Below are 26,267 nucleotides of genomic sequence, written 5' to 3'. Positions count from 1 at the left end.
AGCAATCACATGCGCAAGAAGATCGTCGCCGGCCTCAGCCTGGCGCTCATCGCGGGCCTCGCCCTCAGCGGCTGCTCGGCACGCGGCTCGTCCGACGACGCCGGCAGCACCAGCAGCATCAAGAAGGGCGACCTCATCGGCGTCGCCCTGCCGGCCAAGACCTCGCAGAACTGGGTCCTCGCGGGCGCCGCGTTCAAGAAGTCGATCGAGGACGCCGGCTTCAAGGCCGACATCCAGTACGCCAACGCCGGCAACCCGGTCCCCGACCAGCAGTCGCAGATCTCGGGCATGATCACCAAGGGCGCCAAGGCCGTCATCATCGGTGCCGCCGACGGTTCGCAGCTGACCGCGCAGGTCAAGTCCGCAAAGGACCGTGGTGCCGTCGTCATCGCCTGGGACCGCAACATCCTGAACACGAAGAACGTCGACTACTACGTGGCGTTCAACAACTTCAAGGTCGGCCAGCTCCAGGCCGAGGCGCTGCTCAAGGGCCTCGAGGAGAAGAAGGGCGACAAGCCGTACAACGTCGAGCTCTTCGCCGGTTCGCCGGACGACGCCAACGCGACCGTGTTCTTCAACGGTGCGATGGACGTCCTGCAGCCGAAGATCGACGACGGCACGATCAAGGTCGTCTCCGGTCAGACCACGTTCCAGAAGGTCGTCACGCAGGGCTGGCTCGCGCAGAAGGCCCAGTCGCGCATGACCGACCTGCTCTCGCAGTACTACACGGGTGACACCGAGCTCGACGGCGTCCTGTCGCCGAACGACACCCTCGCCCGTGCGATCCTCACCGCGACCAAGGCCGCCGGCAAGGACAACCCCGTCGTGACGGGTCAGGACTCGGAGACCGCGTCCATCCCGCTCATCATGCAGGGCACGCAGTACTCGACGATCTTCAAGGACACGTCGAAGGAGGCCCAGGCGGCCGTCGACCTCGTCTCCACGCTGTCGAAGGGCGACAAGCCCGACACGAAGATGGACAAGACGAACAACTACAACGGCAAGAAGACGGTCCCCGCGATCGAGCTCACGCCGGTCCTGGTCACCAAGGACAACGCTGTCGAGGCCTACAAGGGCAACGACACCCTCGAGGAGCTCGCCAAGAAGGGCTGATCTCCCCAGCACCACGGACGGCCCCGTCTCGCCTCGGCGAGACGGGGCCGTCCTGCGTCGTCCGGGGGCCGGCCACACGGCGGACGGGAGGCTCGGTGCACGTCGTGATCCGTGCCTCCAGTCCGCCGGGTGGTCCGCCCAGGGCACGTGGCCGCGGCCGGTCCGAGCCCGCGCCGGTCAGGGGTGGGCAGCGCGCAACCGGCGCGCGGCGTCGGCGAGGTGTGGGACGTCGGTCCGCGCCGTCCCGCACACCAGCGCCCGGGTGGTGTCGAAGTACCGCCGGGTCAGTCGCTCCCCCAGATCGGCCACGCGCGACCACGGGATGCCGGGCTCGCTCGCGGTGACCCCGGCCGGGAGCACCCGGACGGCCTCACCGATCTCGACCAGGCGCATCCGGACCGCGTCGTGCACCAGGTCCTCGGGCACCCGCTCGTCGTCGACGTAGCGCCGGATCGCCTCGCACGCCCGGAGGACGTCGTCGAGCCGGTCGCCGACGGCGCGGCGGACGCCCGGCTCGGCACTCACAGCGGCACCGCGGTCCGGACGACCCCGGGGCGCATGCCCGCGGCGTCGACCACGTCGACCCGGACGCCGAGCAACCGCTCGGCGGCGTCCTGGATCCGCATGAGCGCGAAGATCCCGAGCCCCGCGTCGACGTCGACCATCAGGTCGACGTCGCTGTCCGGGCCGTCGTCACCCCGGGCGACGCTGCCGAAGATCCGGGGGTTCCGCCCGCCGAACCGCTGCACGATGTCGACGAGCTCCTGCCGGGCGGCGACCACCCGTTCGAGGAGCGGCTGGGGTTCCTCGACCGGCTGCAGGTCGATCGTCGTCGTGAAGCCCGCCGCCCGGAGCATCCGCTGCAGGGCGGCGAGCGACGGTTCACGCCGACCGTTCTCGTACGTGCTGATGACGCTCTGCGTGACGCCGGCGCGCCGGGCGAGCTGGACCTGGGTCAGTTCGGCGCGTTCTCGGGCGTCGCGGATGAGCACCGCGGCCGACAGTGGCGGGGCGGACCGTGGGGGAACAGCGGACATGCTGCAACGATACACAGCATCCAACATTTCGTCCGTCGCCGGACCGGCGCGGTTCAGCGGGGGTCGGAGACGTCCGCCCGGTGGAAGTTCTGCGCCGAGCGCGACGCGGTCGGGCCGCGCTGACCCTGGTAGCGGGACTGGTACTCGGCGGAACCGTAGGGCTTCTCGGCCGGGCTCGACAGCTGGAAGAAGCACAGCTGTCCGATCTTCATCCCCGGCCACAGTTTGATCGGCAGCGTCGCCACGTTCGACAGCTCGAGCGTCACGTGCCCCGAGAACCCGGGGTCGATGAAGCCCGCGGTCGAGTGGGTCAGGAGGCCGAGGCGACCGAGCGAGCTCTTGCCCTCGAGTCGCGCTGCGATGTCGTCGGGCAGCGTCACGACCTCGAACGTGGAACCGAGCACGAACTCGCCCGGGTGCAGCACGAACGCCTCGTCCGGGTCGGTCTCGACCAGGCGGGTCAGGTCCGGCTGGTCCACCGCGGGGTCGATGTGCGGGTACTTGTGGTTGTCGAACAGCCGGAAGAACTTGTCGAGCCGGACGTCGATGCTCGACGGCTGCACGAGCGAGGCGTCGTACGGGTCGAGGCCGATCCGGCCTTCGGCGAGCTGGGCGGTGATGTCGCGGTCGGAGAGCAGCACGGACGAAGCCTAGCGGCAGCGGGCGTCGCGCCGGTATGCTGCCAGGCTGCCCACCATCCGGGCGGGCGGCGTTCGGAGCAGTGATGACCACGTACACCGTCGACGAGATCACGGTGCCCGCCACCATGGACGACGACCCGGCGACCGTCGCGACCTTCGCCGAGTGGCTCACGCTGTCCGACGGGGCCGAAGCCGCCGTGCACGGGCTGCACGAGTTGGCGTGGACACCGGAGGAGTACCTGCCGCTGTGCCGCGAGCCGGGCGCCCCGAGCCGGCTCTTCGTCGCCCGTGACGATCGCGGCACCGTGGTCGGTGCGGGCTCCTACGACACGAAGCAGGAGCCCGGCACCACCAACTGCTGGCTGACCGTCGGCGTCACCCCCGAGCACCAGCGCCGCGGTGTCGGAACACTGCTCGCCGACCACCTGGAGTCGATGGCCCGCGCCGACGGGCGCACGCAGTGGAAGACGTACGCCGTCTCGCGGCAGGTCGGTCCCGCGTCCGGGCCGGGGTTCGTGCACGCCCCGACGGGGTTCGGCGCCGTCCCGGAGGACGAGGCCGGGGTGCGGTTCCTGACCGCCCGCGGCTGGCACTTCGGGCAGGTGAACCGGATCAGCCGGCTCCCGCTGCCCGCCGACGCATCCGTGGTGCGCGGACTGCACGAGCGGGCGTCTGCTGCCGCCGGTCCGGAGTACCGCGTGCACGCCTGGACCGGTCGCACGCCGGAGCAGTGGCTCGACGGCATCGCCCTGCTCGAGACCCGGATGAGCACCGACGCGCCCGCCGGGGACATGGAGGAGCCCGAGGACGTCTGGACCGCCGAACGCCTCCGGGAGCACGAGGACGAGCTCGCCCGGGCACCGCGCACCCTGCTCACCGTGGCCGTCGAGCACCTGCCGACGACCACCCTGGCCGGTTTCACGCAGTTGTCCGTGCCGAACGATCCCGCACGCCCGGCACAGCAGTGGGACACCCTGGTGCTCCGCGAGCACCGCGGCCACCGGCTCGGCTGGCTGCTCAAGGTCGTCGGGATCCAGGAGCTCGAGCGGCGGTTCCCGGGGCGTCCCTCGATCATCACGTTCAACGCGGAGGAGAACCGCCACATGCTCGACGTGAACGAGGCCGTCGGGTTCGTCGGCGTCGGCTGCGAGGGCATCTGGGAACGGCGGGTCTGAGCGCGCATCCGAGGGGCCGCCTTCCAGCCGGCACGCCTACCATTGGACGGTCATGACCGTCACGTCACCCGAAACACAGCCCACCGGGTCAGCGCCGGACGCCGCCCCCGTCACCGGGCGCTCGTCCACCGTCGCGACGGTCCTCGTCATCGCGATCCCGTTGGCCGTCGCGTGCTCGATCCTCGGGCTGACGATCACCGGCGCGTTCAGCGCGGGTCAGCAGCTCGTGTCCGCCGGCGACGTCGTCGAGTACGGCCTGCCGATCGCCCGCGTCGTGCACGACACGATGGCGGCGCTGACCATCGGGCTCCTCATCGTCGCGGCGTTCGCGCTGCCCGCGCAGAAGAAGGACCACGGCGCCCTGTCCAGCGTGCAGCACCGGGCCACCCGGTGGGCCGCGGCGACCGGCGCCGTCTGGTTCCTGGCAGCCGCGGTGAGCATCGTCCTGACCGGCGCGAACACCCTCGGTGTCCCGCTCACCAGCCCGGTGTTCGCCCGCAACTTCATGCTCTTCGCGTTCCAGGTCGAGATCGGCCAGGCGCTCGTGGTGTCGGCTGCCGCGATCCTGGTCGCCACGGTGGTCGCTGCGTTCGCCACCCGGGTGACGACCCTGGCGTTCGCCACCGTGATCGGCCTGTTCGCCCTGCTCCCCCTGGCCCTGTCCGGTCACGCCGCCGGGTCACTCGAGCACGCGAACGCGGTGAACTCGCTCGCGATCCACCTGGTCGGGGTGTGCGTGTGGGCCGGCGGCCTGGTCGCCGTGGTCCTGCTCCGCACCCCCACCAAGGGCGCGACCGGACGCGTCGTCGCCCGGTACTCGACGCTCGCCGGCTGGTCGTTCGGGGCCGTGGCGTTCTCCGGCATCGTCAACGCGTCGCTGCGTCTGACCGGCCCGCTCGACCTGGTCACGACGACGTACGGCTGGCTCATCACCGTCAAGGCGCTCATCCTCGTGCTGCTCGGCGTCGCGGGCATCGTGCAGCGCCGGAAGCTCGTGCCCGGGCTCCTCCGCGCACCGCTCGACCGCCGCGTGTTCACCCGGTTCGCGCTGGCCGAGATCGTGTTCATGGCCGTGGCCATCGGCGTCTCGGTCGCCGTGTCCCGCTCGCAGCCGCCGATCCCGCAGACCCCCGCGACGGGCGAGGACACCCGCTCCGGCCTGATCGGGTTCCCGTTCCCGCCCGCACAGACCACGCAGACCTACCTGACCCAGTGGCACATCGACTGGGTGTGGCTCGGCCTGGCCGTCGTCGGGGCCGTCTGGTACCTGCTGGCGGTGCGCAAGCTCCGGAAGCGCGGCGACGCCTGGCCCGTCGGTCGCACCATCGCCTGGCTGATCGGGTGCGCCCTGTTCATCTGGACCACGTCGGCCGGCCCTGCCGTGTACGGCATGATCCACTTCTCGTCGCACATGCTCCAGCACATGCTGCTGATGATGTTCGTCCCGCTGCCGCTCGTGCTCGGCGGCCCGGTGCTGCTCGCGCTCCGCACCCTGCCCGTCCGGAACGACGGCTCACGCGGCGCCCGCGAGTGGCTCATGCTCTTCGTGCACTCCCGCTGGATGCAGTTCCTCGGCAAGCCCGCCGTCGCGGGCATCATCTTCGCCGGGTCCCTCGTGGTGTTCTACTTCACGCCGGCGTACCAGGCCGCGATGCAGTCGCACGAGTGGCACGTCGCGATGATCATCCACTTCGTCCTGAGCGGCTACCTGTTCTTCTGGGTCTTCGTCGGTGTCGACCCGGGCCCGCAGCGCCCGCCGTACCCGATGCTCATCATCACCCTGCTGGCCACCCTGGCGTTCCACGCGTTCTTCGGCGTCGCGGTCATGACGTCGCAGTCGGTGTTCGCGCTCGACTGGTTCCACGCGCTGGGCCAGACGAACGACGCCGCACTGCTCGACGACCAGCACACCGGCGGCGGCATCGCCTGGGGTGCGTCGGAGCTGCCGATGGTGTTCGTGGCCCTGCTCGTCGTCCGGAACTGGATGCGCTCGGACAAGCGCGACGCCAAGCGCCTCGACCGCAAGGCGGACCGCGACGGTGACGCCGACCTCAAGGCCTACAACGAGCGCCTGGCGGCCATGAGCAAGCGGGACTGAACCGCCGGGCCGACCAGCGCAGACAGCGCGGCAGGCCGACCGCGATCAGTCCCCGTGGACGATGCAGACCGCGTCGAGGTCCATCGCGGCCTCGAGCGCGGCCGAGATCCCCGATTCCCCGTCGGGGCCCGCGGGCGTGACGGTGTCGACCCACCACAACGGCGTCGCGAGGGTCGGGGCGTCGGGCAGGATCCGCTCGACCTCGTCGAAGGAGTCCACCCGGCGCACGCCCAGCACGGTGATCACCGGGTGGGTGGCGTCACGGCACACCTGCATCATCGGGCCGTCGTCGAGCGCCCGGACGCCCCAGGTCTCGTCGTGCAGCAGGAGCGCCTCCGCCACCTCGCGCGTCTCCACCGGCTGCCGGCAGAGGATGGTGACGTCACGCGGCACCCTGACCGCCCACCATCCGGTCGTCGCGGACGTGGCCGTCGAGCGTGCCCTCGTCGTGCGCTGGGTCGAGCGGTGCACCGCCGACCAACTGCAGGAAGCGGTCCTCGTCGATGCGGTCGAGGAACGACTCGAGCGCTTCCCAGCCGTCCTCGAAACGGACGATCATCCCGCCGTCGGCGTCGACGTCAGCATCCGCTCGGGTCGACGAGCCGGAACCGGCTGCGAACGTCGCGGTCGTGGTGCGCGGCGGCGGCCAGACTCCGTCACGATCCAGGAAGCCGGCGGCCTCTGGGCCCACGACGACGGCGAGCGGCGACGGTTCGCCGTGCGAGACGGCCCGCACCAGGTGGTCGGCGTCGCCGCGGCGCTGCATCACGACGCCGAACACGGGGACGACCTGGTCGGCGACCCGCTGCACGGCGTCGAACATCCGGTTCGCCAGCCCTGGGTCGGTGTTCTCCTCGGGCACGGTGAGCACGGCGGACATCGTCTCGACGACGACCCCACCGACCAGGTGCGCTGTCATCGTCGCGGAGAACCCCTCGCCGACGGCGTACGAGGTCGAGATGCCGGGTGCCTCGTGCTTCGCGTACTGCGTCACGACCCAGCGGTCCCACGGCACGGTCAGCGGTTCGGCGGTCCCCCACCGGGTCGGGCAGGTGCCGACGGTGTGGCACAACGCCTCGATCGCGGAGCCCATGTCGACCGCACGGCCCGGGTGGTGGCGGAGGGTCAGGTCGATGCTGATCTGTCGCACCGAGTCGGCCGAGACCGGGTGCTCGGGCGACGGGGTGCCCACGAGTTCGGGGCCGCGGTGCACGAAGTCCTCGATGTCCGATGCGGCCACGCCGGTCCGGCCGTCACGCAGTGTGCCGTCGAAGTCGGACACCGCCCACGCGGCACCGTACGCGCCGAGCGCGTGCCGGAGTGCCGGGGTGATCGCCGCGGCCCGGCCGGTGCGGAGCACGACCGTCCGTCCGGCGTCCGCCGACCGGCGGAGCAGCGAGGCGAGCGCATCGGTCAGCCACACGACGGGCGAGGCGGACTCGACCACGATCGCCGAGCCGACCACGTCGTCGATGAGGGGATGCCTGACCATCCGGGTCCTCCTCGGTTCGGGGCTGGAACTCCCTGGACGGTACACACGGGGGCGACACCTGTCCGTCAGGCACGCAGCCTCACAGCGGAGACTCGGGAGGCGCGATACGCGCCCGCGAGACGGCGTACGGTGCGCGGTCGGCTGGCTTCCAGGCGAGAATCCGCTAGGCTTGCGGAGTCCCGTTCTGCGGGGCGCGCGAGTGTAGTTCAATGGTAGAACTCCAGCTTCCCAAGCTGGTAGCGCGGGTTCGATTCCCGTCACTCGCTCCCTCGGACGTACGCTCGGCGCATGTCGTTTCTCAACCCAGATGAGACTTCTGTCGAAGTAGTTGAGACTCCGGCCCCTGAAACGCGCACAACGTCGAGCTTGCCGACGCCGCGCACGCTTGCGCCACCCATTCCCTGGCACGGCCTTGAGGAGCGCGCAGACCTCGTTGCGCGGAATCCGCCGTCGTCCAGCACGGAGGGTCGGAGAGCACCGAGCGCACCTCGGCGGCGTCCTCGCCGCACAGGTCGAGGTGCACCCGGTTCTTGACGGTCTTCGGCTTCGGCACGAGCACGACGAAGTACAGCCCGAGCGCCCTTCGACCAGAACGCATACCTACCCTCAAGTGTCCGAGCTCAGCTACGAGGACTTCGCGAGTGTCGACTGCGCGCCGGACGACGATCCGTCTCAGTAGGCGATTGGCTATACCGTTCTACGGGTTGGCCGACTTCGTGGACGAAGAACAGCAACGGACTTCCACCGCTCGCCGGTCGACCTCGGTGCCCGAGCAGGCCTCAACGGGTACGGACGCCGCCTACAAGCGATCGCCTGCGTGAATCTCGAGGAGCTCCCATGACCGATGCCCAGCAAGGCACCCGTGCGTCACGCGTCGCTGCGACCCGCGAGGCGATCCTCACGTCCGCCGAGCAGCTCTTCGGTGAGTACGGCATCGCACATGTGTCCAGCCGGCAGGTCGGGGAGGCGGCCGGGCAAGGGAACACCGCTGCCGTCGGCTACCACTTCGGCGGCAAGGCGGAACTGATCCGCGCGATCCTCGCGCGCCACCAACACGCCATCAACGCGCTGCGACTCGCCGAACTCGAACGGGTCGGTGAGTCAGCGGACATCCGTGCGTGGATCGCGTGTTTCGTGCGCCCGACGACGACCCACCTCGAGTCCCTCGGCTCGCCGACCTGGTACGGCCGCTTCAGCGCACAGGTCGCCACCGATCCCGCGTGGGCTGAGATCGCCATGGACGAAGCGCGGGACACCCCTGGACTCATGCACATCACACGAGGGATCCAGAAGTGCGTGCCGGACCTCTCCGCACGCGTGTGTGCCGAACGGATGACGATGGGGCGCATCCTCCTCACGCAGGTCATCGCGGAACACGAACGTGCGCTCGAGCGAGGTGGCACCTGCATCTGGGAGAACTGGGCCGCTGTTGCGGACAGCCTCGTCGACGTCGTCTCCTCCCTGTGGCTCGCGCCGGTCGGCGCGGGCCACCACGGCTCGGACGCGGAGAGCACTGCACGCTGACTCGATGGTCCACCGTTCGGGGGACCCCGATCGCAGCGGGCATCAGAGGTTCCCCTGAGTTCAATCAAGCGTTTGATTCATCGCGGCTGAGTGGGTTGACTCGATGGTGGGCAACAGCTGTTGCCGCACCACGTGTCGACGAAACGCATGGTGCGCACCACCACCGTGAGGAGCACGATGACGAACACAGCACTGGCCAGCTCCATGGCTGCCAGCGACCTGGAGGAACTGCGCACCCGGTACCGGGCCGAACGGGATCGACGCATCCGACCGGACGGGTTGCGGCAGTACCAGGGCACGCGCGGTGCGTTCGGGTACTGGGCGACCGATCCATACACGCCACGCGCCGACCGACCGGCGAAGACCGACCGAGTCGAGGTACTCGTCGTCGGTGGGGGGTTCGGCGGCCTCCTCACCGGGGCACGGCTGCGTCAGGCGGGCTTCACCGACATCCGCATGACCGAGGAGGGCGGCGACTTCGGTGGTACCTGGTATTGGAACCGGTATCCGGGCATCCACTGCGACATCGAGGCCTCCGTCTACATGCCGCTGCTCGAGGAAGTCGGGACCGTCCCCACCCGCCGGTATGCACCGGGCGAGGAGATCCGGCAGCACGCGGTGGCGATCGGCCGGCACTTCGCCCTGTACGACGACGTGCTGTTCCACACGCGCATCACGGAGCTCCGATGGGACGACGACGCAGCCGAGTGGGACGTCCAGACGGACCGCGGCGACGAGATGCGGGCGCGGTACGTGATCGTGTCCTCGGGGTCGCTGTCCCAGCCGAAGCTCCCGGCGATCCCTGGCATCGAGACCTTCACGGGGCACACGTTCCACACCAGTCGGTGGGATTACGGCTACACCGGTGGTGATCAGACCGGTGGCATGACCGGACTTGCCGACAAGCGCGTCGCCGTCGTCGGGACCGGAGCGACCGGCATCCAGGTGATCCCACGGGTCGCGGAGGACGCCGAACACCTCACGGTGTTCCAGCGCACCCCGTCGAGCGTGGACGTCCGCGACAACCGCGACCTGCCCACGGACTGGACCACGGGCCTCCCGACCGGATGGCAGCAGGAACGCATGGAGAACTTCCTCGCGGTCGTGTCCGGTGAGGAGACGGACGTCGACCTTGTGCAGGACGGTTGGACGTCCACCGCAGCGCTGCAGCGCACGATGCTCACCGGGCAGATGGAGGACACGCTCGACCCCGAGGAACGCGACCTGTTGGTCGAGATCGCGGACGCCCGCAAGATGGACCAGATCCGTGCACGCGTCGACTCCGTCGTCACAGACCCAGTGACCGCAGAGGTCCTCAAGCCCTGGTACCGGTACATGTGCAAGCGGCCGACGTTCAGCGACCAGTACCTCCAGGCCTTCAACCGTCCGAACGTGACCCTGGTCGACACGGCCGACACCGGGGGGATCACGGCCATGACCGAGACCGCTGTGGTGGTCGGAGACACCGAGTACGAAGTCGACGCCGTCATCTTCGCCACCGGGTTCGAGACCGGCGTCTCGGGCGTGGTCTCCGGGACGCTGCCCGTGCACGGGCGGGACGGCACGCAGCTGCTCGAAGCGTGGTCGCGAGGCCCGCGGACGTTGCACGGGTTCGTGTCGCACGGGTTCCCGAACCTGTTCCACCTCGGGGCGCTGCAGAACGCGAACTCCGTGAACTTCGTCCACATCCTGCAGGAGCAGGCCACGCACATCGCTGCACTGCTGGAACGTGCGCGCGACCAGGGCGCCCGACAGGTGGAGCCCTCGGTGGAAGCCGAGGATCGATGGTTGGCGACGATCCGCGAGGTGGAGGTGGACAACGCTGCGTTCCTGGCGGAGTGCACGCCCGGGTACTACAACGGTGAGGGCTCCCGGAAGCGCGGCGGCGGCGGGTACAGCCCCGGCCCGGTCCGGTTCCACGAGCTGCTCCGGCAGTGGCGGGAGACCTCGATCGACGAAGTCCTGGTGCCCGAACTCGCCGTCAGCGCCTCCTGATGCGCAAGCTGCACACGAGCGCGAGTACGCGGCGGGAACGAGCCGCGCAATCCGGCAGAGTACGGATCGGCGCGGTGCTGACGATGTCGGCGGCCGCAGCAGTCGTGCTGTCGGGCTGCGCCGCGCCCGCGGACGATGCCGCCCCGGCAGCAGCGCGCACGGACGACCAGACAGCACGCCGCGTCGTCCAGGTCGCGCCGGCACCAGAGCCCGGCTCCGGGTACGGACCGCTGCTGGAAGGGCCGACGTTCGCTGCTGACGGGCGACTCATCGCCGTCGACGTCACCGCCGGGACCACACGGCCGAAGGTCGTCAGGATCGACCTCAACCGCCGGAAGGTAACGGCGTTCGGCGACGGTGCCGGTCTGACCGCGCCGACTTCTGCGCAGTTCAACCCGCGCGACGGCCGCTTGACCGTCACCGACTTCGCGACGGGGAAGGTCGTCAGCCTGGACGGCCGGGGAGGTGGCCTCCGCGTCGAGTTCGAGGGCCCCGTCGACGGCCGGCGGATGCAGCCGGACGACCTGACCTTCGACCCGGACGGGAACATGTTCGTCAGCGACGCGGCAGGGAACGCTGCGTCGACGGAGGATCCCGTCGGTCGGGTCGTCCGGATCGACGCGGCGACCCACCACGCCACGGTGGTGGTCGATGCGCTCGCGTCGGCGAACGGGATCGCCTTCGACGAGGACCACCGTGGGCTGTGGGTGAGCGAGTACAACCGTAACCAGATCGACTACGTGGCTTTGGACTCGGAGCGGGAGGAAGCGACGGCGGTCCATCCGGCGATCCGCCCCGACGCCGGGGCGAGCCGCGTCGACTCCATCGCGGTCGATGCTGCTGGGAACGTCTACCAGGGGTACGAAGGCAAACCCGTGATCGACGTCTTCAGCCGCGACGGGGCGTCGATTGCGCGGGTCAGCGTGCCCCGGTCAGATGGCGGGAAGGTGACGTCGGCGACGAACCTGGCGATCAGGCCCGGGACGACGCAGGCCTACATGACCGTCAGCGGTCCCGGTGGGTCGTTCGTCTACGGGTTCCGTGCGTACGGGAAGGGCACACCGCAGTCGAACGGCGGGTGACGTCGCTACGAGCACCGTCACGGCACGCGGCAGCAGCTGCTGAGTTCATCCCGGAGCGCTCCAGGCGCTCCGGGACGCTCCTGCGCCACGCGGGCGACCAGCGCCCTCGCCGCGACGGGACGGTCGGTCACGACGCCGTCCAGGCCGGCGCGCAGCATGACCCGCATCCTGACGTCGCTGTTTGCGGTCCATGCATAGACCTCTCGTCCACGGAGGTGTGCACTGCGGATCACGGCGGAGGTCACCGATGCCTGCTCCACGGTGTAGAAGCTGACCGGGAGGTCCGGTAGCGGGCCGAGATGCGGTCCCACGGTCAACCCGATGCGCTGCTCGGGCCGTTGCGCGAGCATCTGACGAACGACGTTCTGGTCCAGCGAGTGGAACCACGTGTCTTCCGGCGGGCCGGCGCTGTCGAGTTGCGCGAACAGTTCGGCGACCGATCGGTCGTCGGTGGCCGGCGTCGCCTTGAGCTCGATGAGCAGTGGCACGCCGAGTTCCCGTGCGCGGCTGACGTACGTGGACATCGTCGGGATGGTGCCAGCGTTGCCGTGCATCCGTACCGTCGTGCTCGTGACCGCGGCGGTCGTCATCGTGTCGATGTCCTCGTCGCGGCCGGCCAGCACGAGGAGGTTGGTGTCGTGGCTCGCGACGAAGGTACCGTCCCCGGTCTGCTGGACGTCCACCTCGACGCGGTCCGGGTGCAGGGCTGCCGCTGCTTCGAGGCCGGCGATGGTGTTCTCGGGCCCGCCCCGGTCGTACCCACGGTGGGCGATGACCAGGGGAACAGTCGACCGGTGCACGCCGACGGGCTGTGACACGGCACGCGAGGGCACGAGGAGCGCAGTGCACCCGACGACGACGACCATCACCACGGCGACGATCCGACGGGATGTCGGACCCGGGGCGTCGACCCGTTCGCCGATCGGGCTCGCGATCCCCCTGGCGCTCTGCACGGTCGCCACGACGGAGAACGCGACCGCCTGCGCGGTCACCACCGTGAGCGCGGAGAGGACCAGGACGGGCAGGACGTCGACGACCGCCCGGAGCTGCTCGGAGGGGATGAGTTCGACGAGCGGAGTCGAGGACCAGACGACCAGGACGCGTGCGATCGCGGAGCCGACGAGCAGCACCGCGATCTGTCCCGCGACGGGCAGACCTGCGGAGCGGGTCACGCGGAGGCTCGAGAGCAGGCCCCGGATCGGTCCCTCCCCGGCGACGACCGTGAACGCCGGAGCGAGCACGACCCGGAAGCTGACGAACACGACCAGGGCGGCGAGGCTGCACCAGAGCGCTGCACTGAGCGGCGCCTTGAGGAACTCACGGCCGATGAACGGGGGAACTGCCAGTCCGCCGGTGATCGGCGCGAACACGGTAGTCCCCGCGAGCGGTTGCAGCACGGCGAGCTGCAGTCCGGTCACGAGGATGCCCGGCCGCAGGAGCCGAGGGGCAGCCGACCGGACCCCCCGCAACACCGTACGCACTGACGGTCGCCGGTCGGCCCGTCGGTGATCGGCGACCGCCAGGACGAGGACGGCCCAGCCGAGGGTGGCGGCCAGCGTGAGACCCGCGGCGGTCGCCATGCCGGCGAGAGCGACGGGGTCACCGAGCAGGGTGACGAAGCCGGCCGGGGTCGCGGTGACCCCGCCGGCGCGGTCGGTCGCGAGCATGATCGACCACTGTGCCGCTGGGCGCACGATCACCGCGATGACGGCTGAGACCGCCAGGAGCAGCAGCCACACGCGGGCCGGGAGCCGGATCAGCTGGGTGAGCGTGTGGCGGATGGGCGGCACCACATGGCGGACGGGAGGCGCGACACGTGTCCGCATCGCGCCTCCCGTCCGTCGTCTCGTCGGCTCTGTTACTGGATGGACCAGCCGCCGTCGGACGGCAGGACGACGCCGTTGAGGTTCGTGCCGTCGTCGCTGAGGAGGAAGGTGATCGATGCAGCGAGCTGCTGTGCCGTGGCGACCGCCGGAATCGTCTGCAGGAAGGGCTGCAGGCGGGCTGCGCCCATCTCGGAGTCGAACCGGGTCGGGATGCCGGTGGCGACACCGCCCGGCGCGATCGCGTTCACCCGGATCCCGCTCGGGCCGTACATGAACGCGCTGCTCTTCGTCAGTCCGACGACGGCGTGCTTCGACGTCGTGTAGGCCATGCCGGCCGCGTTGCCGCGCAGTGCCGCCTCCGAGGCGATGTTGACCACCGAGCCGCGCCCTGCGGCGAGCATCGCCGGCAGGACCGCACGGGTGAGACGGAACGTCCCGGTGACGTTCACGCCCATGACACGCTCCCACACCGCGTCCGAGGTCTCGTGGAGCGGGGACATGGTGTCGGTGATGCCCGCGACGTTGGCGAGCCCGTCGATGCGGTCGCCCGCGGCCTGGACGACGCGCTGGACGTCGTCCTCGCTCGTGATGTCGCCGACGACCGTCACGACGTCGGCGTCGGGAAGTTCGTCGACCAGTGCTCCCAGACCGGCTTCGGCGATGTCGACCGCGATGACACGGCCACCTTCGCGGGCGATGCGGGACGCGGTGGCGCGGCCGATGCCGCCGCCGGCGCCGGTCACGACGACGGTCTGGCCAGCGAAGCGACCCGGCACGATGGTCTCGCCGTTGTCGTCCGATGCCCCGTCGGTGGGCATTTCCCCGCCGTTCGCGGCGAGGACGAGGGCGTCGATGGCGGCCTGGGGAAGCTGGCCGTTCGAGAGCGCGACGAGCTGCTGCAGCGGCAGGCCGCGCGCGGGGGTGAGCGTTTCGGGGTCGGTGCCGCCCTGGGCGAGGAGGCCGCGGATGAGTTCACCGCCGACGGGGTGGTCCAGCCAGGTGCCGACGGTGGAGGAGCCGGTGAGGATGACGTTGTCGTTCGACATGGTTGTGTCCTTTCTCGGGAGGCGCTCGAGAGCGCCCTCATGGACGGCGTGCGTGTGCACGCCGAGTGGTGGTCAGAATCCGACACCGGCGGCCGCGGTCGCGGTCCCGCTCTCGACGCCGTCGGGGGTGCTCGAGCGGCGCTTTCGGGCCACGCGACCGGCCAGCACGGTCAGGACGACTGCGGCGACCGCCCAGATGCCGAGCTGCAGGATCCAACGACCGGCGTTCGCGCCGTCGAAGTAGATGATGCTGCGCATCGCTTCGTAGCCACCTGCGCCGAACCAGCTGTTGTGCACGCCCTGCCAGAACGTCGGCAGCATCGACACGGGGGAACTCCCACCGCTCGAGGGGAAGTTCAGTGCGACGAGGAACAGGATCTGCCCGAAGATCGCCGCGTTGCGGAGGAACGTGTTCAGCACGATGGAGAGCAACCCGACCGTGAGTGTGTAGAGCATGCCCACCCCCAGCACTGCGGCGATCTCACCGAAGGTGCGGTCGTAGTCACCGACGAAGATGGCGAGCATCCCGAAGGCGATGACGGGGACGAGGACCGCCGCGATGGCGGCGACACCCACGGCGGCCCGGGTCGTCGCTCGGGGCATGGCCTGTGCGACGACGGTGATGGTCATGAAGCCGCCGACGGTGCAGGCGACGAGGAGGAAGAACAGCACGCTACCGCCCGGGTCGCCGCTCGTGGTGGGAGCGACGTCCGTCGCGGTGACCGATCCGCCGAGCTCGTCGGCCACCTGGGCACCGAGGTCCTGCACGGCGCCGACAGCGGTCCGGCCACCTCCGGAGGCGATGACCGTGGTCACGTTGCCGTCGTTGTCGATGAGGATCGCGCCGGCGGCGTCGCGGTCCGCCACGTCCTGCGTCGCTGCGGCGGTGCTCGTGGTGCGGGTGATCTCGAAAGCACCCTCGGCGCGGTCGTCGACCTTCGCGGCGATCTGCTTCGAGACGCTGGCCGACCCCGCCACCGTGAGTGGGAAGTCGTGCGGAGCGGGTGCGTGGAGAGCGCTGAGGTAGCAGAGGCTGAAGGTGATGATGAAGAACAGCGGCATCATCACCACGGCGATGATGCGGGTCTTCGTGGACGCTTGCCGGCGTTCATCGACGGAACCGGTGCTGACGACCTGGTCCAGGTGGTTCTCCGGCATCGTCATGAGGTCGCTGTCGCCGGTGGATTGGGGGGCGCGGTGTTCCGCGTGGGCGTTCATCGGGCAGTCTCCTCGGCGGTCAGTGCGGGCTGCGGTGCGGGCTGTTCCGTTGGTTCGACCACCAGGTGGCGGTGCTCCAGCGGTGCGGGGCGCAGCTCGGCGAGTTCGGCCTGCTGGTGTCGGTTGGTCTTGGTGAGGTGGACCACGAGGTTGACCAGCAGCAGTCCGACGGTCCAGGCGGCCAGCTGCGGCAGCCAGCGTCCGACGCCGTTGCCGCCGAAGTAGATCAGGGACCGGAACGACTCGTAGGCGCCGGCACCGAAGTAGGTGTCGTGGACGTGCTGCCAGAACGTGGGCAACATGTCGTGTGGGATGGCGCCGCCCCCCGACGGGAAGTTGAGGAAGACGACCAGGCCCATGATCGCGATGGTCGCCGCGTTCCCGAGGAACTGTTGCGCGAGGATCGCGATGTTGCCGACGGTGAACACGTAGAGCGCGTCGATCGCGAGGACGCCGACAATGGTTCCGAAGGATGCGCCGTAGTCACCGACGAAGATCGAGGCCATGGCGAACGTGAGGATCGGGGCTGCGATGGCGGACGCTCCGATGACGGCGAACCGGGTGGCGAGCTTCGCCTTCGGAGCGACCTGCATGAGCACGATGATCACGAGGTACCCCGCCAGCGACGAGTAGACGAGGAGGTAGAACAGCGACGTGCCGACGCTGTCTTCCTTCGACAGCGGGGCGACGTCGACGGTCTTCGCGGTCGTCCCCAATTGCTTCGCGACCTGATCGCCGACGGCCTGTACCGCTGAGGCGGCGGGTCGGCCGCCGCCGTTGGCGACGTAGGTGGTGACCGCGAACTGCTGCTTCTCCGCAGCGGAGGCCTTGTCGGCAGCAGTGGTGACCGGCTCGATCTTGATCGCTCCCGTCGTGTCCCGACGCTCGACGCTCCCACGTGCTTCGGTGAGGACGTCGGTCTGAGTCGCGGCGAACGCCGCTTGGTCGTCGAGCTTCGTCGTGATGTCGGTGACGACCTGCGCCGGCCCGGCGATCGTCAATGACAGGTCGTTCGGGGCTGGGTTGTGGATGGCGCTTCCGAACGCGAGCGGGAAGAAGACGACGAAGAACAGCGGCATGACGAACGCGGGCAGGACACGGAGGAGAGCGTTGCGCTCCTTCGGTTCCGCGTCGTCCTGCGGGGGGCTTGCTTGGGACATGACTCTCCTGGATCAACGATGTTGACAACAGTCAACCCTGTTGACAGCTTGTCTGTCAACATCGTTGACAAAATCCGGACGATTGCAGGACAGATGGGATGATCGAACGATGGACGACAAGGGAACGCGCCCGAGGGCGGACCGATCGGCGAAGGTCAAGGACGCCATCAGGGCCGCTGCGACGGCGATGTTCGCCGAGGAGGGCTACCACGCCACCGGTGTGCGGGACATCGCGCGGACCGCCGGTGTCGACCCGGCGATCGTCATCCGCCACTTCGGGTCGAAGGAGGGCCTGTTCCTGGAGACCATGTCGTTGCCCCCCGTGTGGCGGGAAGTGTTCGACGGGCCCGTCGACCAGGTGGGTCACGCGATCACGCGCCTGATCATGAGTGGACGAGAGGGCGGTCTCGGTCCGTACGCCGCGCTCATCCGCGCGTCCGACCGGCCAGAGGTGGCCGAGAAGCTCCGGCGAGCGTTGATCGAAGACTTCGTCATCCCGCTCGCTGCTCGTCTGGATGGGGAGGACGCCGAGCTGCGCGCCCACCTCTTCACGGCGCAGGTGCAAGGCCTGATGGACGTCCTCGCGGTGCGGCCGGACCAGTTCCTGTTGGACACTCCAGCGGACGTCATCGTTCGGTGGTACGGCGCTGCTCTGCAGCGCACGCTGACCGGTGCGCCCTGAAGCGCACGCGCAGAACGCACGGCGGAGTCAGTCACCGCCCCGAAGCGATGGTGCCGGTTCAGCCCTGTTCGGACGATGACCTCGAACCGTCTTCGGACTCGAGGTCGCGGAGGTAGGCGGTGAGGTCGAGTGGTTGCGTGTTGAGGAGCGTGATGTCCTCAGGTCGGATGGCTCGTTGCATGGCCTCGTCCTATCGGTTGATGACGCTGCGGGCACCGGCGTCGACGCCCATGGCGGCGAGGATCGTCATGAACCCCGTGAACCGGATGACTTCGGAGAGCCCCTTGAGGGTTCCCCATGCCGCGATCTGTGGCACACGGATGATCGCTCGGCGCTGCGAGGAACGGGTTGAGGCAAGTGGGGGGCGGGTGGTGACGGTCATGATCGAGTCCTTTCCAGAAGCGATACGTCGATCATCGATCGGCTGCGGATCGTGGGCGTCGTCGATCGGGACCGGCCGATGTACTGCGTTCGCAGTACACGTCACCCTGGCGGAACAGCCACACTCGGATGATGACGAGCACGGGCGACATCGCGCTGCCACGGAATCCCTGGTGGTTGCGGTGGCCGACCGTCCTCCCGATGGGTGCCACCGTCGTCGCGATCATCGCTGCCGTCATCGACAGCGTGCGCATCGTGCTGCACGGCGACACCCTGCTGCTGCTCGTCGGGGTCGTACTCGGTGCCGTGGGCGCCCTGATCGCTGGGCGCTGGCCCTGGCTCGGCCTGCTCCTCGCGGTCGCGGGTACCGCGATGACCGCCGTGCAAGCGTGGGATCCGACTGCTGAATGGACCATTGTCGTGTTCGTGCTCTTCGCGATCACGTTGCGAGGAGCTCCTCCCGTCCGCGGCATCATCGCGAGCGCGTTCCCCGTGTACCTCGTCGTGTCAGTGAACACGGGTGGGTACGTCAGCCCGGATGCGTTGGCAGCGTTCGCAGCGTGCATCGCAGGCGGAGCCGCTGGTGCTGGTATCCGCAGCGAACAGCAGTACTGGGCGAGCTTGCGGGCGCACGCCCGGGAAGCGATCGCGACACGAGATGCGGAAGCCAGTCGGCGAGTCGACGAGGAGCGCCTGCGGATCGCCCGCGACCTCCACGACGTGGTCGGCCACCAGATCGCGGTGGCGAGCATGCACCTCGGCGCAGTCGAAGTGACCGTGCACCACAAGCCGGATGCTGCCGCACGGGCAGCCGCGGAAGCACGCGAAGCCCTCCGCGCGGTGACCGGCGAAACGCAGCAGATCCTCGAGCTCCTGCGTTCCCGTGATCGAACCCCTGACCACACAGTCGCGGGCCTGGCGTCGTTGCCTGCGCTCATCGCATCGTTCGAGGGGGTCGGACTGGACATCCACAGCGACATCACCTTGCCGGCAGGTGAGGTGGCGCCCGTGACCGGGATGACCGTCTACCGCGTCACGCAAGAGGCGCTCACGAACGCCCATCGGTACGGCGCAGGCCAAGTCGCCCTCTCCATCAGCACCGACGGAGGCCACATCACGATCGACGCGCGGAACCGTCGCTCGACAGCAGACAATGGACACGGCAGCGGGTTCGGATTGATCGGCATGCGCGAACGCGTCGCCGCTGCCGGTGGCCTCCTTGACGTCGAGGACGACGAGGCGCATTTCACCGTGCGCGCCTCCATCCCGATCACGGAAGGACCACGCTGATGACGACGATCCTGCTGGTGGATGACCAGGCGATGATCCGCGTGGGACTGCGGACCATCCTCGACTCCCAGGACGACCTCACCGTCGTCGGCGAAGCCGGTGACGGCTTCGAGGCCCTGGAAGCACTCCGCACCACACCGGTCGACGTCGTCCTGCTCGACATACGGATGCCGGGCATCGACGGTGTCGAGACCACGCGTCGGATCCGCGCGACCTTCACGGCCGAGCAGACCAGGATCATCATCCTGACCACGTTCGAGCACGACGACATCGTCGTCGCCGCGCTGCGCGCCGGCGCGAACGGATTCTTGGGCAAGACCGTCGGACCGTCCGAGCTCGTCGCCGGGATCCGAGAAGTCGTGCTCGGTGGCGGTGCGCTCTCCGCGGCCGCACAAGCAGCCGTGATCAGCCAGGTGGCTGCGCAGCCTGCGCGGACAGTGGACCCCGACGTGCTCGCCCGCTTCGACGCCCTCACCCCACGGGAACGGGATGTCGTCGTGGCGATCGCGCACGGCGCCGACAACGAGGAGATCGGCCGGACGATGTTCGTCTCCCCGTTCACGGTGAAGACCCACGCCAACAGGGCCATGGCGAAACTCGGTGCCCGTGACCGAGCGCAACTGGTGTCACTCGCGTACCGGGCAGGCCTGGTCGACTGATTGTTTCTACTGCGATCGCAGTAGAGACGCCGCTTCATCGGGACGACGTCCCGCCGACCTGGTCGCCGGAGCATTGAGGAGTACCAGCCGCACGCCCTTGTGCGGCTTCCACTTCTCCACTCCGGGAGCATCATGCCCAAGGTCCTCGCCGCGATCGGACGCTTCAGCGCCCGGCACCGGCTCATCATCGTCGCCGCTTGGCTGGTGATCTTCGCCGCACTCACCGCGGTGACCGCCACCGGCATGAACACCGACGCGACCGGGTCCGCCGGCAACGACACCCCGGCCGCGAAGGCGCTCACCACCGTGCAAAACAAGTTCGACGTGGGCTCCTCGAACAACGGCGACGCGAAAACGTTGCAGCTGGTCCTCGAGACCCGCGGTGGTGCGAAGGTTACCGACCAGGCCACCGCAGCCGAGATCGCACAGGTCCTCACCGACGCGAAGAGCCTGCCGCACGTGAAGAGTGTCTCCGACCCCTTCGACCAGCAGACCCCCATGGTCTCGAAGGACCGCACCACCATCGTGTCGACCCTGACGTTCTCCGGCCTCACCGAGGCGAACCAGGAGAAGACCTACGACACCGTCCTGGACTTCGCAGCCGATCAGCGAACCGACTTCCACGCGGAGGTCGGCGGGCACCTCTTCGGCGACACCTACGCCACCTTCGGCCCCGGCGAGGTCGTCGGCGTCCTGATCGCGTTCCTGGTGCTGTTCCTCACCTTCGGCTCGCTGCTCGCAGCCGGAGCGAACATGCTCGTCGCCATCACCGGCGTCGGCATCGGCACCGTCGGGGTTCTCGCGTACTCCGCCATCAACCCGATCCAGGGCACCACGCTGACGCTTGCGACGATGCTCGGTCTCGCAGTCGGCATCGACTACTCGCTGTTCATCCTCACCCGGTTCCGATCCGAGCTCCGCGAAGGACGCACCGTCGTCGACGCCGTCGCCCGAGCGACCGGAACCGCCGGGACTGCCGTCGTCTTCGCCGGCCTCACCGTCATCATCGCCCTCGTCGGACTCGTCGTGACGAACATCGAGACGATCACCGTGATGGGCTTCGCCGGCGCGTTCAGCGTCCTCATGGCCGTGCTCATGTCCCTCACCCTGCTGCCGGTGCTCCTGAAGACCCTCGGCCTGCGCGCGCTGCCCCGCAAGCAGCGCAAGCTCCTCGCCTCCGGCCAGTCCATCCCGCAGCGCCCCGCGGACCGGAAGAGCTTCCTGAATGGTTGGGCCACCTTCGTCACCAAGCGGCCCTGGCTGGCACTCTTCGGCGCCGTCGTCGTCCTTGGCGTCATCGCCGCACCCGTACTCGACATGAAGACCGCGTCGAACATCCCCGGCGGCTCGGACCCCGCCTCGTCTGAGCGGAAGGCGTACAACCTCATCGTCGACGAGTTCGGAGGCATCCAGTCACCGCTCCTCGTCCTCGTGCAGGGCGACGACGTCACGAGCAACCTCACCGCCGTCGAGGACGAAATCACGGCCCTCGACCACGTCGAAGCCGTCGTCCCCGGCCAGGTCACCAAGTCCGACGACGCCGCGCTCTTGACCGTCATCCCGACCGGCGGCCCCATCGCCGACAGCACGAAGCAGCTCGTCACCGACATCCGCGACGAAACCACCGCCATCAGCGGTGTCAGCGTCGAGGTCACCGGTGAGACCGCGATCGGTCTCGACAACACCGCGCAGATGAACCAAGCACTGATCACCTACATCATCGTGATCGTCGCCCTGTCGTTCCTGCTCCTGATCGTGATGTTCCGATCCCTGCTCGTGCCCCTGTTCGCCACCCTCGGCTACCTGTTCTCCGTCGGTGCAGCCTTCGGCGCATCCGTCGCGATCTTCCAGTGGGGCTGGCTCGACCCGCTCATCGCCGCCCCGCAGGGCGACCCGATGCTCAGCATCCTGCCGATCATCCTCGTCGGCGTCCTGTTCGGCCTCGCGATGGACTACCAGGTCTTCCTCGTCTCCCGGATGAAAGAAGAGCACTCCCGAGGCCTCAGCCCGAAGGACGCGGTGCACTCCGGCTTCACCAAGTCCGGCACCGTCCTCGTCGCCGCAGCGACCATCATGGCCGTCGTCTTCGCCGGCTTCGCCACCAGCGAGATGGCCGTCGCCGCCTCCATCGCCGTCGGACTCCTCGTCGGCGTCCTCGCAGACGCCTTCCTGGTCCGGATGATGATCATGCCGGCACTGCTGTCCCTGTGCGGTGAAGCCGCGTGGTGGATGCCCCGCTGGATGCAGAAGATCATCCCGAACCTCGACACCGAAGGCCACGGACTCGACCGCGCCAGCGAACACGATCGAGCGACGGGCAGCATCCCCGTAGCCGCAAACTAGCTCCCCAGACGAAACGGAGCGTCACGCTGCAGCCACAGCGGGACGCTCCGTTTCCTCACCCGGAAGGGGATCGGGTATCGAAACGCTTGCGGCCGTCTCCGGAGTGGCGTTCGAGCTAGGGACTGTAATGCGGTATGCGGTTTTGGCATGCCTGTTCCAAGGTCTCCGGCCAGCCAGGGGCCTCGCCGCCTTCTCCGTGACGTTGTCTATGAGCAGACGCTCGAGGCGATCGAGAACGGCACGCTTGAGGCTGGGGAGCGCCTGAACGATGAGGAGCTCACCAGCTGGCTCGGCGTTTCGCGCACCCCGGTGCGAGAGGCGATCGCGCGACTCGAGTCGGAGGGTCTCGTGGAGATGGGCCGCGAACCGGCATACGCGCGTCGCGAGCCTCTCTGGACCTGCGCACGATCAGGCGGCCATGCTCGTCGCCGCGCTGCACGCGCGGGTGATTGAGCACGCCCACGAGGCGACCGCTGATGCACGGAAGAGGGCTGCTGCTGCTGCTGCTGCTGCTGCGAGCAAGCTCTCCGCTGATGTCGACGCGCACGACATCGAGGCGTACCGAGGTCTGCAGGACGCGGTTGCTGCGCTCATCGCAGGGTTCGATGACCCGCTCTTCACGGCGACGGAAGCGGCGGTGCGCAGCCGGTGCAGTCCATGCTGCTGCTCCGGACGCGAACATCGACTGGGACGCGGCGACTGCAACGGCGGGCGCACTCGCGAAGATCTGACCGTCGACGTTCGGCGTAGGGGACGTCCCGCGAGCCGACCCTTCAGCGCAGCGGTTTCTGCCTGACCCCGAGGTTCACCGCGGCTGCACCGAGTGCGAAGCCGAGGACCGGGTCCTCAACTAAAACTGAACAACACGAAAACGACGGCGAAGCGCATCAGCTTTGCCGTCATTTTCGTCGTTCTGACCAGTCAGCCCGGAAGGTCTCACGTCTAGTGAGAAGAATCCGGACCGCGTCGATCTGGCCTTCTCGAGCAGCGCGGGTTCGATTCCCGTCACTCGCTCCGTCGGACGTACGCTCGCCGCATGTCCTCCTCTCCCGGTTCCCCCGAACACATCGCACCCGTGGTCGTCATCGGTGCCGGGGTCGTCGGCGCTGCGACCGCGTACGCGCTCACCGCCCGCGGCGAGCGCGTCCTGCTCGTGGAACAGCACGCCCGCGGGCACCACCTCGGTTCGTCACACGGTGCGACCCGGATCTTCCGGCAGGGCTACGCCGACCCGGAGTACGTCGCGCTGACCACGCGGGCGCTCGAACTGTGGGGAGCGCTCGAGGCCGCTGCTGACGAGGAGCTCATCGTCCGCACGGGGGCCGTCGACCACGGTCGGCCCGAGGTCGTCGACGCGATCGCCGCCGCCCTCGCCGACGCGGACATCCCGCACGAGTTCCTGACCCCGGACCAGGCGGCGGCGCGCTGGCCCGGCATCGTGTTCGAGGGGCGCGTGCTGACCCACCCCTCGGCCGGGCGCATCCGGTCCGACCGGACGATCGAGGCGTTCCTCACGCTGGCCGGACGGACCGGTCTCGCCGACCTGCGGTTCGACACGCGGGTCACCGGGCTCGAGGACCACGGTGACGACGTCACCGTGGCGCTGTCCGACGGCAGCGCGGTCCGTACCGCGTCCGTGGTGGCCGCGGTGGGCTCGTGGGCCCCCACGCTGGTCGGCGGGCTGCTCGCCGGACGCGGGTCGGGCCTCCCGGCCATCCGCGTCACCCAGGAGCAGCCGGCCCACTTCCCCAGCCACCTGCCGGACGCGGCCTGGCCGAGCTTCGTGCACTGGGCCGACGGCGACGACGTGTACGGGCTGCTCACCCCGGGCGAGGGCGTCAAGGTCGGGTTCCACGGCACCGGCCCCGTCGTCGACCCGGACCACCGGGACTCCACGCCGGTGCCGGCCGAGGCCGAACGGCTGCAGGCGTACGTCGCGCGGTACGTGCCGGGGGTGGACGCGACGAAGCCGACGTTCATCAGCTGCCTGTACGACAACTCCCCCGACGAGGACTTCGTCATCGACCGGGTCGGGCCGCTCACCGTGGCGACGGGGTTCTCCGGGCACGGCTTCAAGTTCGCGCCGCTGCTCGGTGAGATGCTCGCGGACCTCGTGACGGGCGGAGTGGCGCACCCGCGCTTCGCCCTGCCTGAGCCGGTGCCCGCGCCCTGACGCACCGACGGGTCCGCCGCACGCCGCCGTGTTCGTTCGACGCCGTCATGTCGTCGAGACGCCGCCGAATCCGGAGGCGTCTCGCGGACAACGCGGCGTCCTGCGCACACGCCGGCGTCTCACATGCGCGCACACGCCGGCGTCTGGCGCGCACGCCGTCGTCTGGCGACCGGCCACTACGGTGGGAGCCGTGCGCATCATCGTGGCTCCGGACTCGTTCAAGGGCACCGCGACGGCGGCGGCCGTCGCCGGGGCCGTCCGTGCCGGCTGGCTGACCGAGCGGCCCGATGACGACGTGGTGCTCGTCCCGATGGCCGACGGCGGCGAGGGCACGCTCGACGCCTTCGAGACCGCCGTCCCCGGAGCCGTCCGGGTCCCCGTCACCGTGACCGGCCCGGGCGGCACCCGGGTCGACACACACTGGCTGCGGCTGCCCGACGGCCGCGCGGTGGTGGAGCTCGCGGCGACGAGCGGCCTCCCCCTGCTCGACGCACCGATGCCGGACACGGCGACGAGCCGCGGGTTCGGCGAGGCGATCGCCGCCGCGCTCGACGCCGGTGCCACGGGGCTCGTGCTCGGCATCGGGGGCAGCGCGTCCACCGACGGCGGGCGTCCGGTGCTCGAGGCGCTCGGACTCGACAGCGAAGGCACCGACGGCCTCCGGGCACTCCCCCCGCTCGGCGTCACCGTGCTCACCGACGTGACCTCGCCGCTGCTCGGTCCGAACGGTGCCGCCGCCGTCTTCGGCCCGCAGAAGGGCATCACACCCGACCGTGTGGCGTCCTTCGACGACCGACTCGCCGCCTGGGCCGCGCGCTTCCCCGACGTCGACCCGGACACCCCGGGCGCCGGAGCAGCTGGCGGGGTGGGGTTCGGCCTGCTGGTGTGGGGCGCCACGCTCGCCGGTGGGGCGGTAGCCGTCGCGGAGGTCCTCGGACTGCCGGCACTGCTCGGCGGTGCCGACGTCGTGATCAGCGGCGAAGGGTGCTTCGACGAGCAGAGCGCCGTCGGCAAGGTGCCCTCGGTGGTCCGTGCCCTGGCGGCTGCACACGCTCCCGGTGCCCGCTCGATGCTCGTCGCCGGCGCGATCGAGGCCGCGCTCGACGACTACTCGGCTGCCGCGTCGCTCACCGTGCTCGCGACGCAGACCACCGGCGAGCCCGACGACGCCCTCGCCGACCCGCTGCGCTTCGCCGCGATCGCCGGGCAGCGGCTCGCCCGGCTCGTCTGAGCCGGCGCGGGGCCACGCTGGGCCGCGACCCGCCTGTCGGGAGGGCACAGGGGAGTCCTGGTTGTACCTCCCACCCGCCCGCGGGCTCGCGCACACTGGAT

25 protein-coding genes and 1 tRNA gene are annotated in these 26,267 nt (G+C 69.5%); 15 read left to right on the top strand and 11 right to left on the bottom strand.

What is annotated here, in order from left to right; genetic code table 11:
- Positions 1 to 9 precede the first annotated feature (9 nt).
- Positions 10 to 1,113 carry a substrate-binding domain-containing protein gene (locus DEI85_RS02010; RefSeq protein ID WP_027464932.1) on the top strand — a complete coding sequence of 368 codons (1,104 nt, stop codon included), beginning with the start codon at positions 10 to 12 and terminating at the stop codon, positions 1,111 to 1,113.
- Between the two features lie 177 nt (positions 1,114 to 1,290).
- On the opposite strand, the gene DEI85_RS02005 is transcribed toward DEI85_RS02010, so the two are convergent.
- The 3 genes from DEI85_RS02005 to dcd are packed head-to-tail and all read right to left on the bottom strand — an operon-like array spanning position 1,291 to position 2,791.
- On the bottom strand, positions 1,291 to 1,638 hold the full coding sequence (locus DEI85_RS02005; RefSeq protein ID WP_111123526.1) for a HepT-like ribonuclease domain-containing protein: 348 nt from the start codon (positions 1,636 to 1,638) through the stop codon (positions 1,291 to 1,293).
- A complete protein-coding gene (locus tag DEI85_RS02000) occupies positions 1,635 to 2,150 on the bottom strand; it encodes a helix-turn-helix domain-containing protein (RefSeq protein ID WP_181419944.1) in 516 nt (171 codons plus the stop codon). Before DEI85_RS02000 ends, DEI85_RS02005 begins: the two co-directional genes overlap by 4 nt.
- A 53-nt stretch (positions 2,151 to 2,203) precedes the next feature.
- Positions 2,204 to 2,791: a dCTP deaminase gene (gene dcd / locus DEI85_RS01995; RefSeq protein ID WP_027464935.1), complete on the bottom strand. Its 588-nt coding sequence runs from the start codon at positions 2,789 to 2,791 to the stop codon at positions 2,204 to 2,206.
- A gap of 83 nt (positions 2,792 to 2,874) precedes the next feature.
- Between dcd and DEI85_RS01990 the strand changes: the two genes are divergently transcribed.
- Together DEI85_RS01990 and DEI85_RS01985 are read left to right on the top strand one after the other, a co-directional pair.
- Positions 2,875 to 3,966: a GNAT family N-acetyltransferase gene (locus tag DEI85_RS01990; RefSeq protein WP_181436366.1), complete on the top strand. Its 1,092-nt coding sequence runs from the start codon at positions 2,875 to 2,877 to the stop codon at positions 3,964 to 3,966.
- 52 nt (positions 3,967 to 4,018) lie between these two features.
- The gene (locus DEI85_RS01985; protein ID WP_111123528.1) at positions 4,019 to 6,064 is read left to right on the top strand and encodes a bifunctional copper resistance protein CopD/cytochrome c oxidase assembly protein; all 2,046 of its coding nucleotides are present in this window, start codon (positions 4,019 to 4,021) and stop codon (positions 6,062 to 6,064) included.
- A gap of 45 nt (positions 6,065 to 6,109) precedes the next feature.
- Here DEI85_RS01985 and DEI85_RS01980 read toward each other — a convergent pair whose 3' ends face one another.
- Positions 6,110 to 6,457: a hypothetical protein gene (locus tag DEI85_RS01980; RefSeq protein WP_027464937.1), complete on the bottom strand. Its 348-nt coding sequence runs from the start codon at positions 6,455 to 6,457 to the stop codon at positions 6,110 to 6,112.
- Complete coding sequence (locus DEI85_RS01975) at positions 6,447 to 7,556, bottom strand: DUF6177 family protein (RefSeq protein WP_111090152.1); 1,110 nt, start codon at positions 7,554 to 7,556, stop codon at positions 6,447 to 6,449. Before DEI85_RS01975 ends, DEI85_RS01980 begins: the two co-directional genes overlap by 11 nt.
- A gap of 195 nt (positions 7,557 to 7,751) precedes the next feature.
- Here DEI85_RS01975 and DEI85_RS01970 point away from each other — a divergent pair.
- The 4 genes from DEI85_RS01970 (at position 7,752) to DEI85_RS01955 (ending at position 12,157) form a co-directional block, all read left to right on the top strand.
- Positions 7,752 to 7,822, top strand: a tRNA-Gly gene (locus tag DEI85_RS01970).
- Between the two features lie 571 nt (positions 7,823 to 8,393).
- Complete coding sequence (locus DEI85_RS01965) at positions 8,394 to 9,080, top strand: TetR/AcrR family transcriptional regulator (protein ID WP_110858697.1); 687 nt, start codon at positions 8,394 to 8,396, stop codon at positions 9,078 to 9,080.
- A 177-nt stretch (positions 9,081 to 9,257) separates the two neighbouring features.
- On the top strand, positions 9,258 to 11,075 hold the full coding sequence (locus DEI85_RS01960; protein WP_111123569.1) for a flavin-containing monooxygenase: 1,818 nt from the start codon (positions 9,258 to 9,260) through the stop codon (positions 11,073 to 11,075).
- A complete protein-coding gene (locus tag DEI85_RS01955; protein WP_111123529.1) occupies positions 11,075 to 12,157 on the top strand; it encodes an SMP-30/gluconolactonase/LRE family protein in 1,083 nt (360 codons plus the stop codon). The genes DEI85_RS01960 and DEI85_RS01955 overlap by 1 nt, the downstream gene beginning before the upstream one ends.
- 17 nt (positions 12,158 to 12,174) lie before the next feature.
- Here DEI85_RS01955 and DEI85_RS01950 read toward each other — a convergent pair whose 3' ends face one another.
- The 4 genes from DEI85_RS01950 to DEI85_RS01935 all read right to left on the bottom strand — a co-directional run bounded on the left by DEI85_RS01950 (position 12,175) and on the right by DEI85_RS01935 (position 17,407).
- Positions 12,175 to 13,950 (bottom strand): glycerophosphodiester phosphodiesterase family protein, encoded by a 1,776-nt coding sequence (locus DEI85_RS01950; protein ID WP_111123530.1) that lies wholly within the window; start codon positions 13,948 to 13,950, stop codon positions 12,175 to 12,177.
- Positions 13,951 to 14,015: 65 nt separating this feature from the next.
- A complete protein-coding gene (locus DEI85_RS01945) occupies positions 14,016 to 15,029 on the bottom strand; it encodes an SDR family NAD(P)-dependent oxidoreductase (RefSeq protein ID WP_111123531.1) in 1,014 nt (337 codons plus the stop codon).
- A gap of 72 nt (positions 15,030 to 15,101) precedes the next feature.
- Positions 15,102 to 16,247, bottom strand: a complete 1,146-nt coding sequence (locus DEI85_RS01940; RefSeq protein WP_111123532.1) for a hypothetical protein — start codon at positions 16,245 to 16,247, stop codon at positions 15,102 to 15,104.
- Positions 16,244 to 17,407: an ABC transporter permease gene (locus tag DEI85_RS01935; RefSeq protein WP_110858692.1), complete on the bottom strand. Its 1,164-nt coding sequence runs from the start codon at positions 17,405 to 17,407 to the stop codon at positions 16,244 to 16,246. The genes DEI85_RS01940 and DEI85_RS01935 overlap by 4 nt, the downstream gene beginning before the upstream one ends.
- A 109-nt stretch (positions 17,408 to 17,516) precedes the next feature.
- On the opposite strand from DEI85_RS01935, the gene DEI85_RS01930 reads away from it, so the two are divergent.
- Positions 17,517 to 18,089 carry a TetR/AcrR family transcriptional regulator gene (locus DEI85_RS01930; protein WP_110858691.1) on the top strand — a complete coding sequence of 191 codons (573 nt, stop codon included), beginning with the start codon at positions 17,517 to 17,519 and terminating at the stop codon, positions 18,087 to 18,089.
- 58 nt (positions 18,090 to 18,147) lie between these two features.
- Here DEI85_RS01930 and DEI85_RS01925 read toward each other — a convergent pair whose 3' ends face one another.
- Complete coding sequence (locus tag DEI85_RS01925; RefSeq protein ID WP_258369763.1) at positions 18,148 to 18,270, bottom strand: hypothetical protein; 123 nt, start codon at positions 18,268 to 18,270, stop codon at positions 18,148 to 18,150.
- A 9-nt stretch (positions 18,271 to 18,279) separates the two neighbouring features.
- Positions 18,280 to 18,471: a hypothetical protein gene (locus DEI85_RS01920; RefSeq protein ID WP_110858690.1), complete on the bottom strand. Its 192-nt coding sequence runs from the start codon at positions 18,469 to 18,471 to the stop codon at positions 18,280 to 18,282.
- A gap of 200 nt (positions 18,472 to 18,671) precedes the next feature.
- Here DEI85_RS01920 and DEI85_RS01915 point away from each other — a divergent pair, with 200 nt between their 5' ends.
- The 7 genes from DEI85_RS01915 (at position 18,672) to DEI85_RS01885 (ending at position 26,166) form a co-directional block, all read left to right on the top strand.
- A complete protein-coding gene (locus tag DEI85_RS01915) occupies positions 18,672 to 19,760 on the top strand; it encodes a sensor histidine kinase (protein ID WP_181436367.1) in 1,089 nt (362 codons plus the stop codon).
- The gene (locus DEI85_RS01910) at positions 19,760 to 20,419 is read left to right on the top strand and encodes a response regulator transcription factor (protein WP_110858688.1); all 660 of its coding nucleotides are present in this window, start codon (positions 19,760 to 19,762) and stop codon (positions 20,417 to 20,419) included. Before DEI85_RS01915 ends, DEI85_RS01910 begins: the two co-directional genes overlap by 1 nt.
- A gap of 132 nt (positions 20,420 to 20,551) precedes the next feature.
- Positions 20,552 to 22,762 carry an MMPL family transporter gene (locus DEI85_RS01905; RefSeq protein WP_111123534.1) on the top strand — a complete coding sequence of 737 codons (2,211 nt, stop codon included), beginning with the start codon at positions 20,552 to 20,554 and terminating at the stop codon, positions 22,760 to 22,762.
- A 147-nt stretch (positions 22,763 to 22,909) separates the two neighbouring features.
- Entirely contained in the window at positions 22,910 to 23,215 is a 306-nt protein-coding gene (locus DEI85_RS01900; protein ID WP_111123535.1) for a GntR family transcriptional regulator, read from the top strand.
- Positions 23,181 to 23,558 carry a hypothetical protein gene (locus tag DEI85_RS01895; RefSeq protein ID WP_181430064.1) on the top strand — a complete coding sequence of 126 codons (378 nt, stop codon included), beginning with the start codon at positions 23,181 to 23,183 and terminating at the stop codon, positions 23,556 to 23,558. The genes DEI85_RS01900 and DEI85_RS01895 overlap by 35 nt, the downstream gene beginning before the upstream one ends.
- 240 nt (positions 23,559 to 23,798) lie before the next feature.
- The gene (locus DEI85_RS01890) at positions 23,799 to 24,935 is read left to right on the top strand and encodes an FAD-dependent oxidoreductase (protein WP_111123536.1); all 1,137 of its coding nucleotides are present in this window, start codon (positions 23,799 to 23,801) and stop codon (positions 24,933 to 24,935) included.
- A 190-nt stretch (positions 24,936 to 25,125) separates the two neighbouring features.
- Complete coding sequence (locus tag DEI85_RS01885) at positions 25,126 to 26,166, top strand: glycerate kinase (protein ID WP_111123537.1); 1,041 nt, start codon at positions 25,126 to 25,128, stop codon at positions 26,164 to 26,166.
- Positions 26,167 to 26,267 lie beyond the last annotated feature (101 nt).

This window comes from Curtobacterium sp. MCBD17_026 (assembly GCF_003234895.2).
GTDB classification, from domain to species: domain Bacteria; phylum Actinomycetota; class Actinomycetes; order Actinomycetales; family Microbacteriaceae; genus Curtobacterium; species Curtobacterium flaccumfaciens.
The sequence above is the reverse complement of the archived record's forward strand: the minus strand, read 5'-3'. Positions and strand labels throughout refer to the sequence as shown.

Excerpts from the sequence above, each read along its gene's own strand:
- DEI85_RS02010 (WP_027464932.1), top strand. The coding sequence starts at position 10 with ATGCGCAAGAAGATCGTCGCCGGCCTCAGCCTGGCGCTCATCGCGGGC.
- DEI85_RS02000 (WP_181419944.1), bottom strand. The coding sequence starts at position 2,150 with ATGTCCGCTGTTCCCCCACGGTCCGCCCCGCCACTGTCGGCCGCGGTG.
- DEI85_RS01990 (WP_181436366.1), top strand. The coding sequence starts at position 2,875 with ATGACCACGTACACCGTCGACGAGATCACGGTGCCCGCCACCATGGAC.
- DEI85_RS01985 (WP_111123528.1), top strand. The coding sequence starts at position 4,019 with ATGACCGTCACGTCACCCGAAACACAGCCCACCGGGTCAGCGCCGGAC.
- DEI85_RS01975 (WP_111090152.1), bottom strand. The coding sequence starts at position 7,556 with ATGGTCAGGCATCCCCTCATCGACGACGTGGTCGGCTCGGCGATCGTG.
- DEI85_RS01965 (WP_110858697.1), top strand. The coding sequence starts at position 8,394 with ATGACCGATGCCCAGCAAGGCACCCGTGCGTCACGCGTCGCTGCGACC.
- DEI85_RS01960 (WP_111123569.1), top strand. The coding sequence starts at position 9,258 with ATGACGAACACAGCACTGGCCAGCTCCATGGCTGCCAGCGACCTGGAG.
- DEI85_RS01955 (WP_111123529.1), top strand. The coding sequence starts at position 11,075 with ATGCGCAAGCTGCACACGAGCGCGAGTACGCGGCGGGAACGAGCCGCG.
- DEI85_RS01945 (WP_111123531.1), bottom strand. The coding sequence starts at position 15,029 with ATGTCGAACGACAACGTCATCCTCACCGGCTCCTCCACCGTCGGCACC.
- DEI85_RS01940 (WP_111123532.1), bottom strand. The coding sequence starts at position 16,247 with ATGAACGCCCACGCGGAACACCGCGCCCCCCAATCCACCGGCGACAGC.
- DEI85_RS01935 (WP_110858692.1), bottom strand. The coding sequence starts at position 17,407 with ATGTCCCAAGCAAGCCCCCCGCAGGACGACGCGGAACCGAAGGAGCGC.
- DEI85_RS01930 (WP_110858691.1), top strand. The coding sequence starts at position 17,517 with ATGGACGACAAGGGAACGCGCCCGAGGGCGGACCGATCGGCGAAGGTC.
- DEI85_RS01925 (WP_258369763.1), bottom strand. The coding sequence starts at position 18,270 with ATGCAACGAGCCATCCGACCTGAGGACATCACGCTCCTCAACACGCAA.
- DEI85_RS01920 (WP_110858690.1), bottom strand. The coding sequence starts at position 18,471 with ATGACCGTCACCACCCGCCCCCCACTTGCCTCAACCCGTTCCTCGCAG.
- DEI85_RS01915 (WP_181436367.1), top strand. The coding sequence starts at position 18,672 with ATGGGTGCCACCGTCGTCGCGATCATCGCTGCCGTCATCGACAGCGTG.
- DEI85_RS01910 (WP_110858688.1), top strand. The coding sequence starts at position 19,760 with ATGACGACGATCCTGCTGGTGGATGACCAGGCGATGATCCGCGTGGGA.
- DEI85_RS01905 (WP_111123534.1), top strand. The coding sequence starts at position 20,552 with ATGCCCAAGGTCCTCGCCGCGATCGGACGCTTCAGCGCCCGGCACCGG.
- DEI85_RS01900 (WP_111123535.1), top strand. The coding sequence starts at position 22,910 with ATGCCTGTTCCAAGGTCTCCGGCCAGCCAGGGGCCTCGCCGCCTTCTC.
- DEI85_RS01895 (WP_181430064.1), top strand. The coding sequence starts at position 23,181 with ATGCTCGTCGCCGCGCTGCACGCGCGGGTGATTGAGCACGCCCACGAG.
- DEI85_RS01890 (WP_111123536.1), top strand. The coding sequence starts at position 23,799 with ATGTCCTCCTCTCCCGGTTCCCCCGAACACATCGCACCCGTGGTCGTC.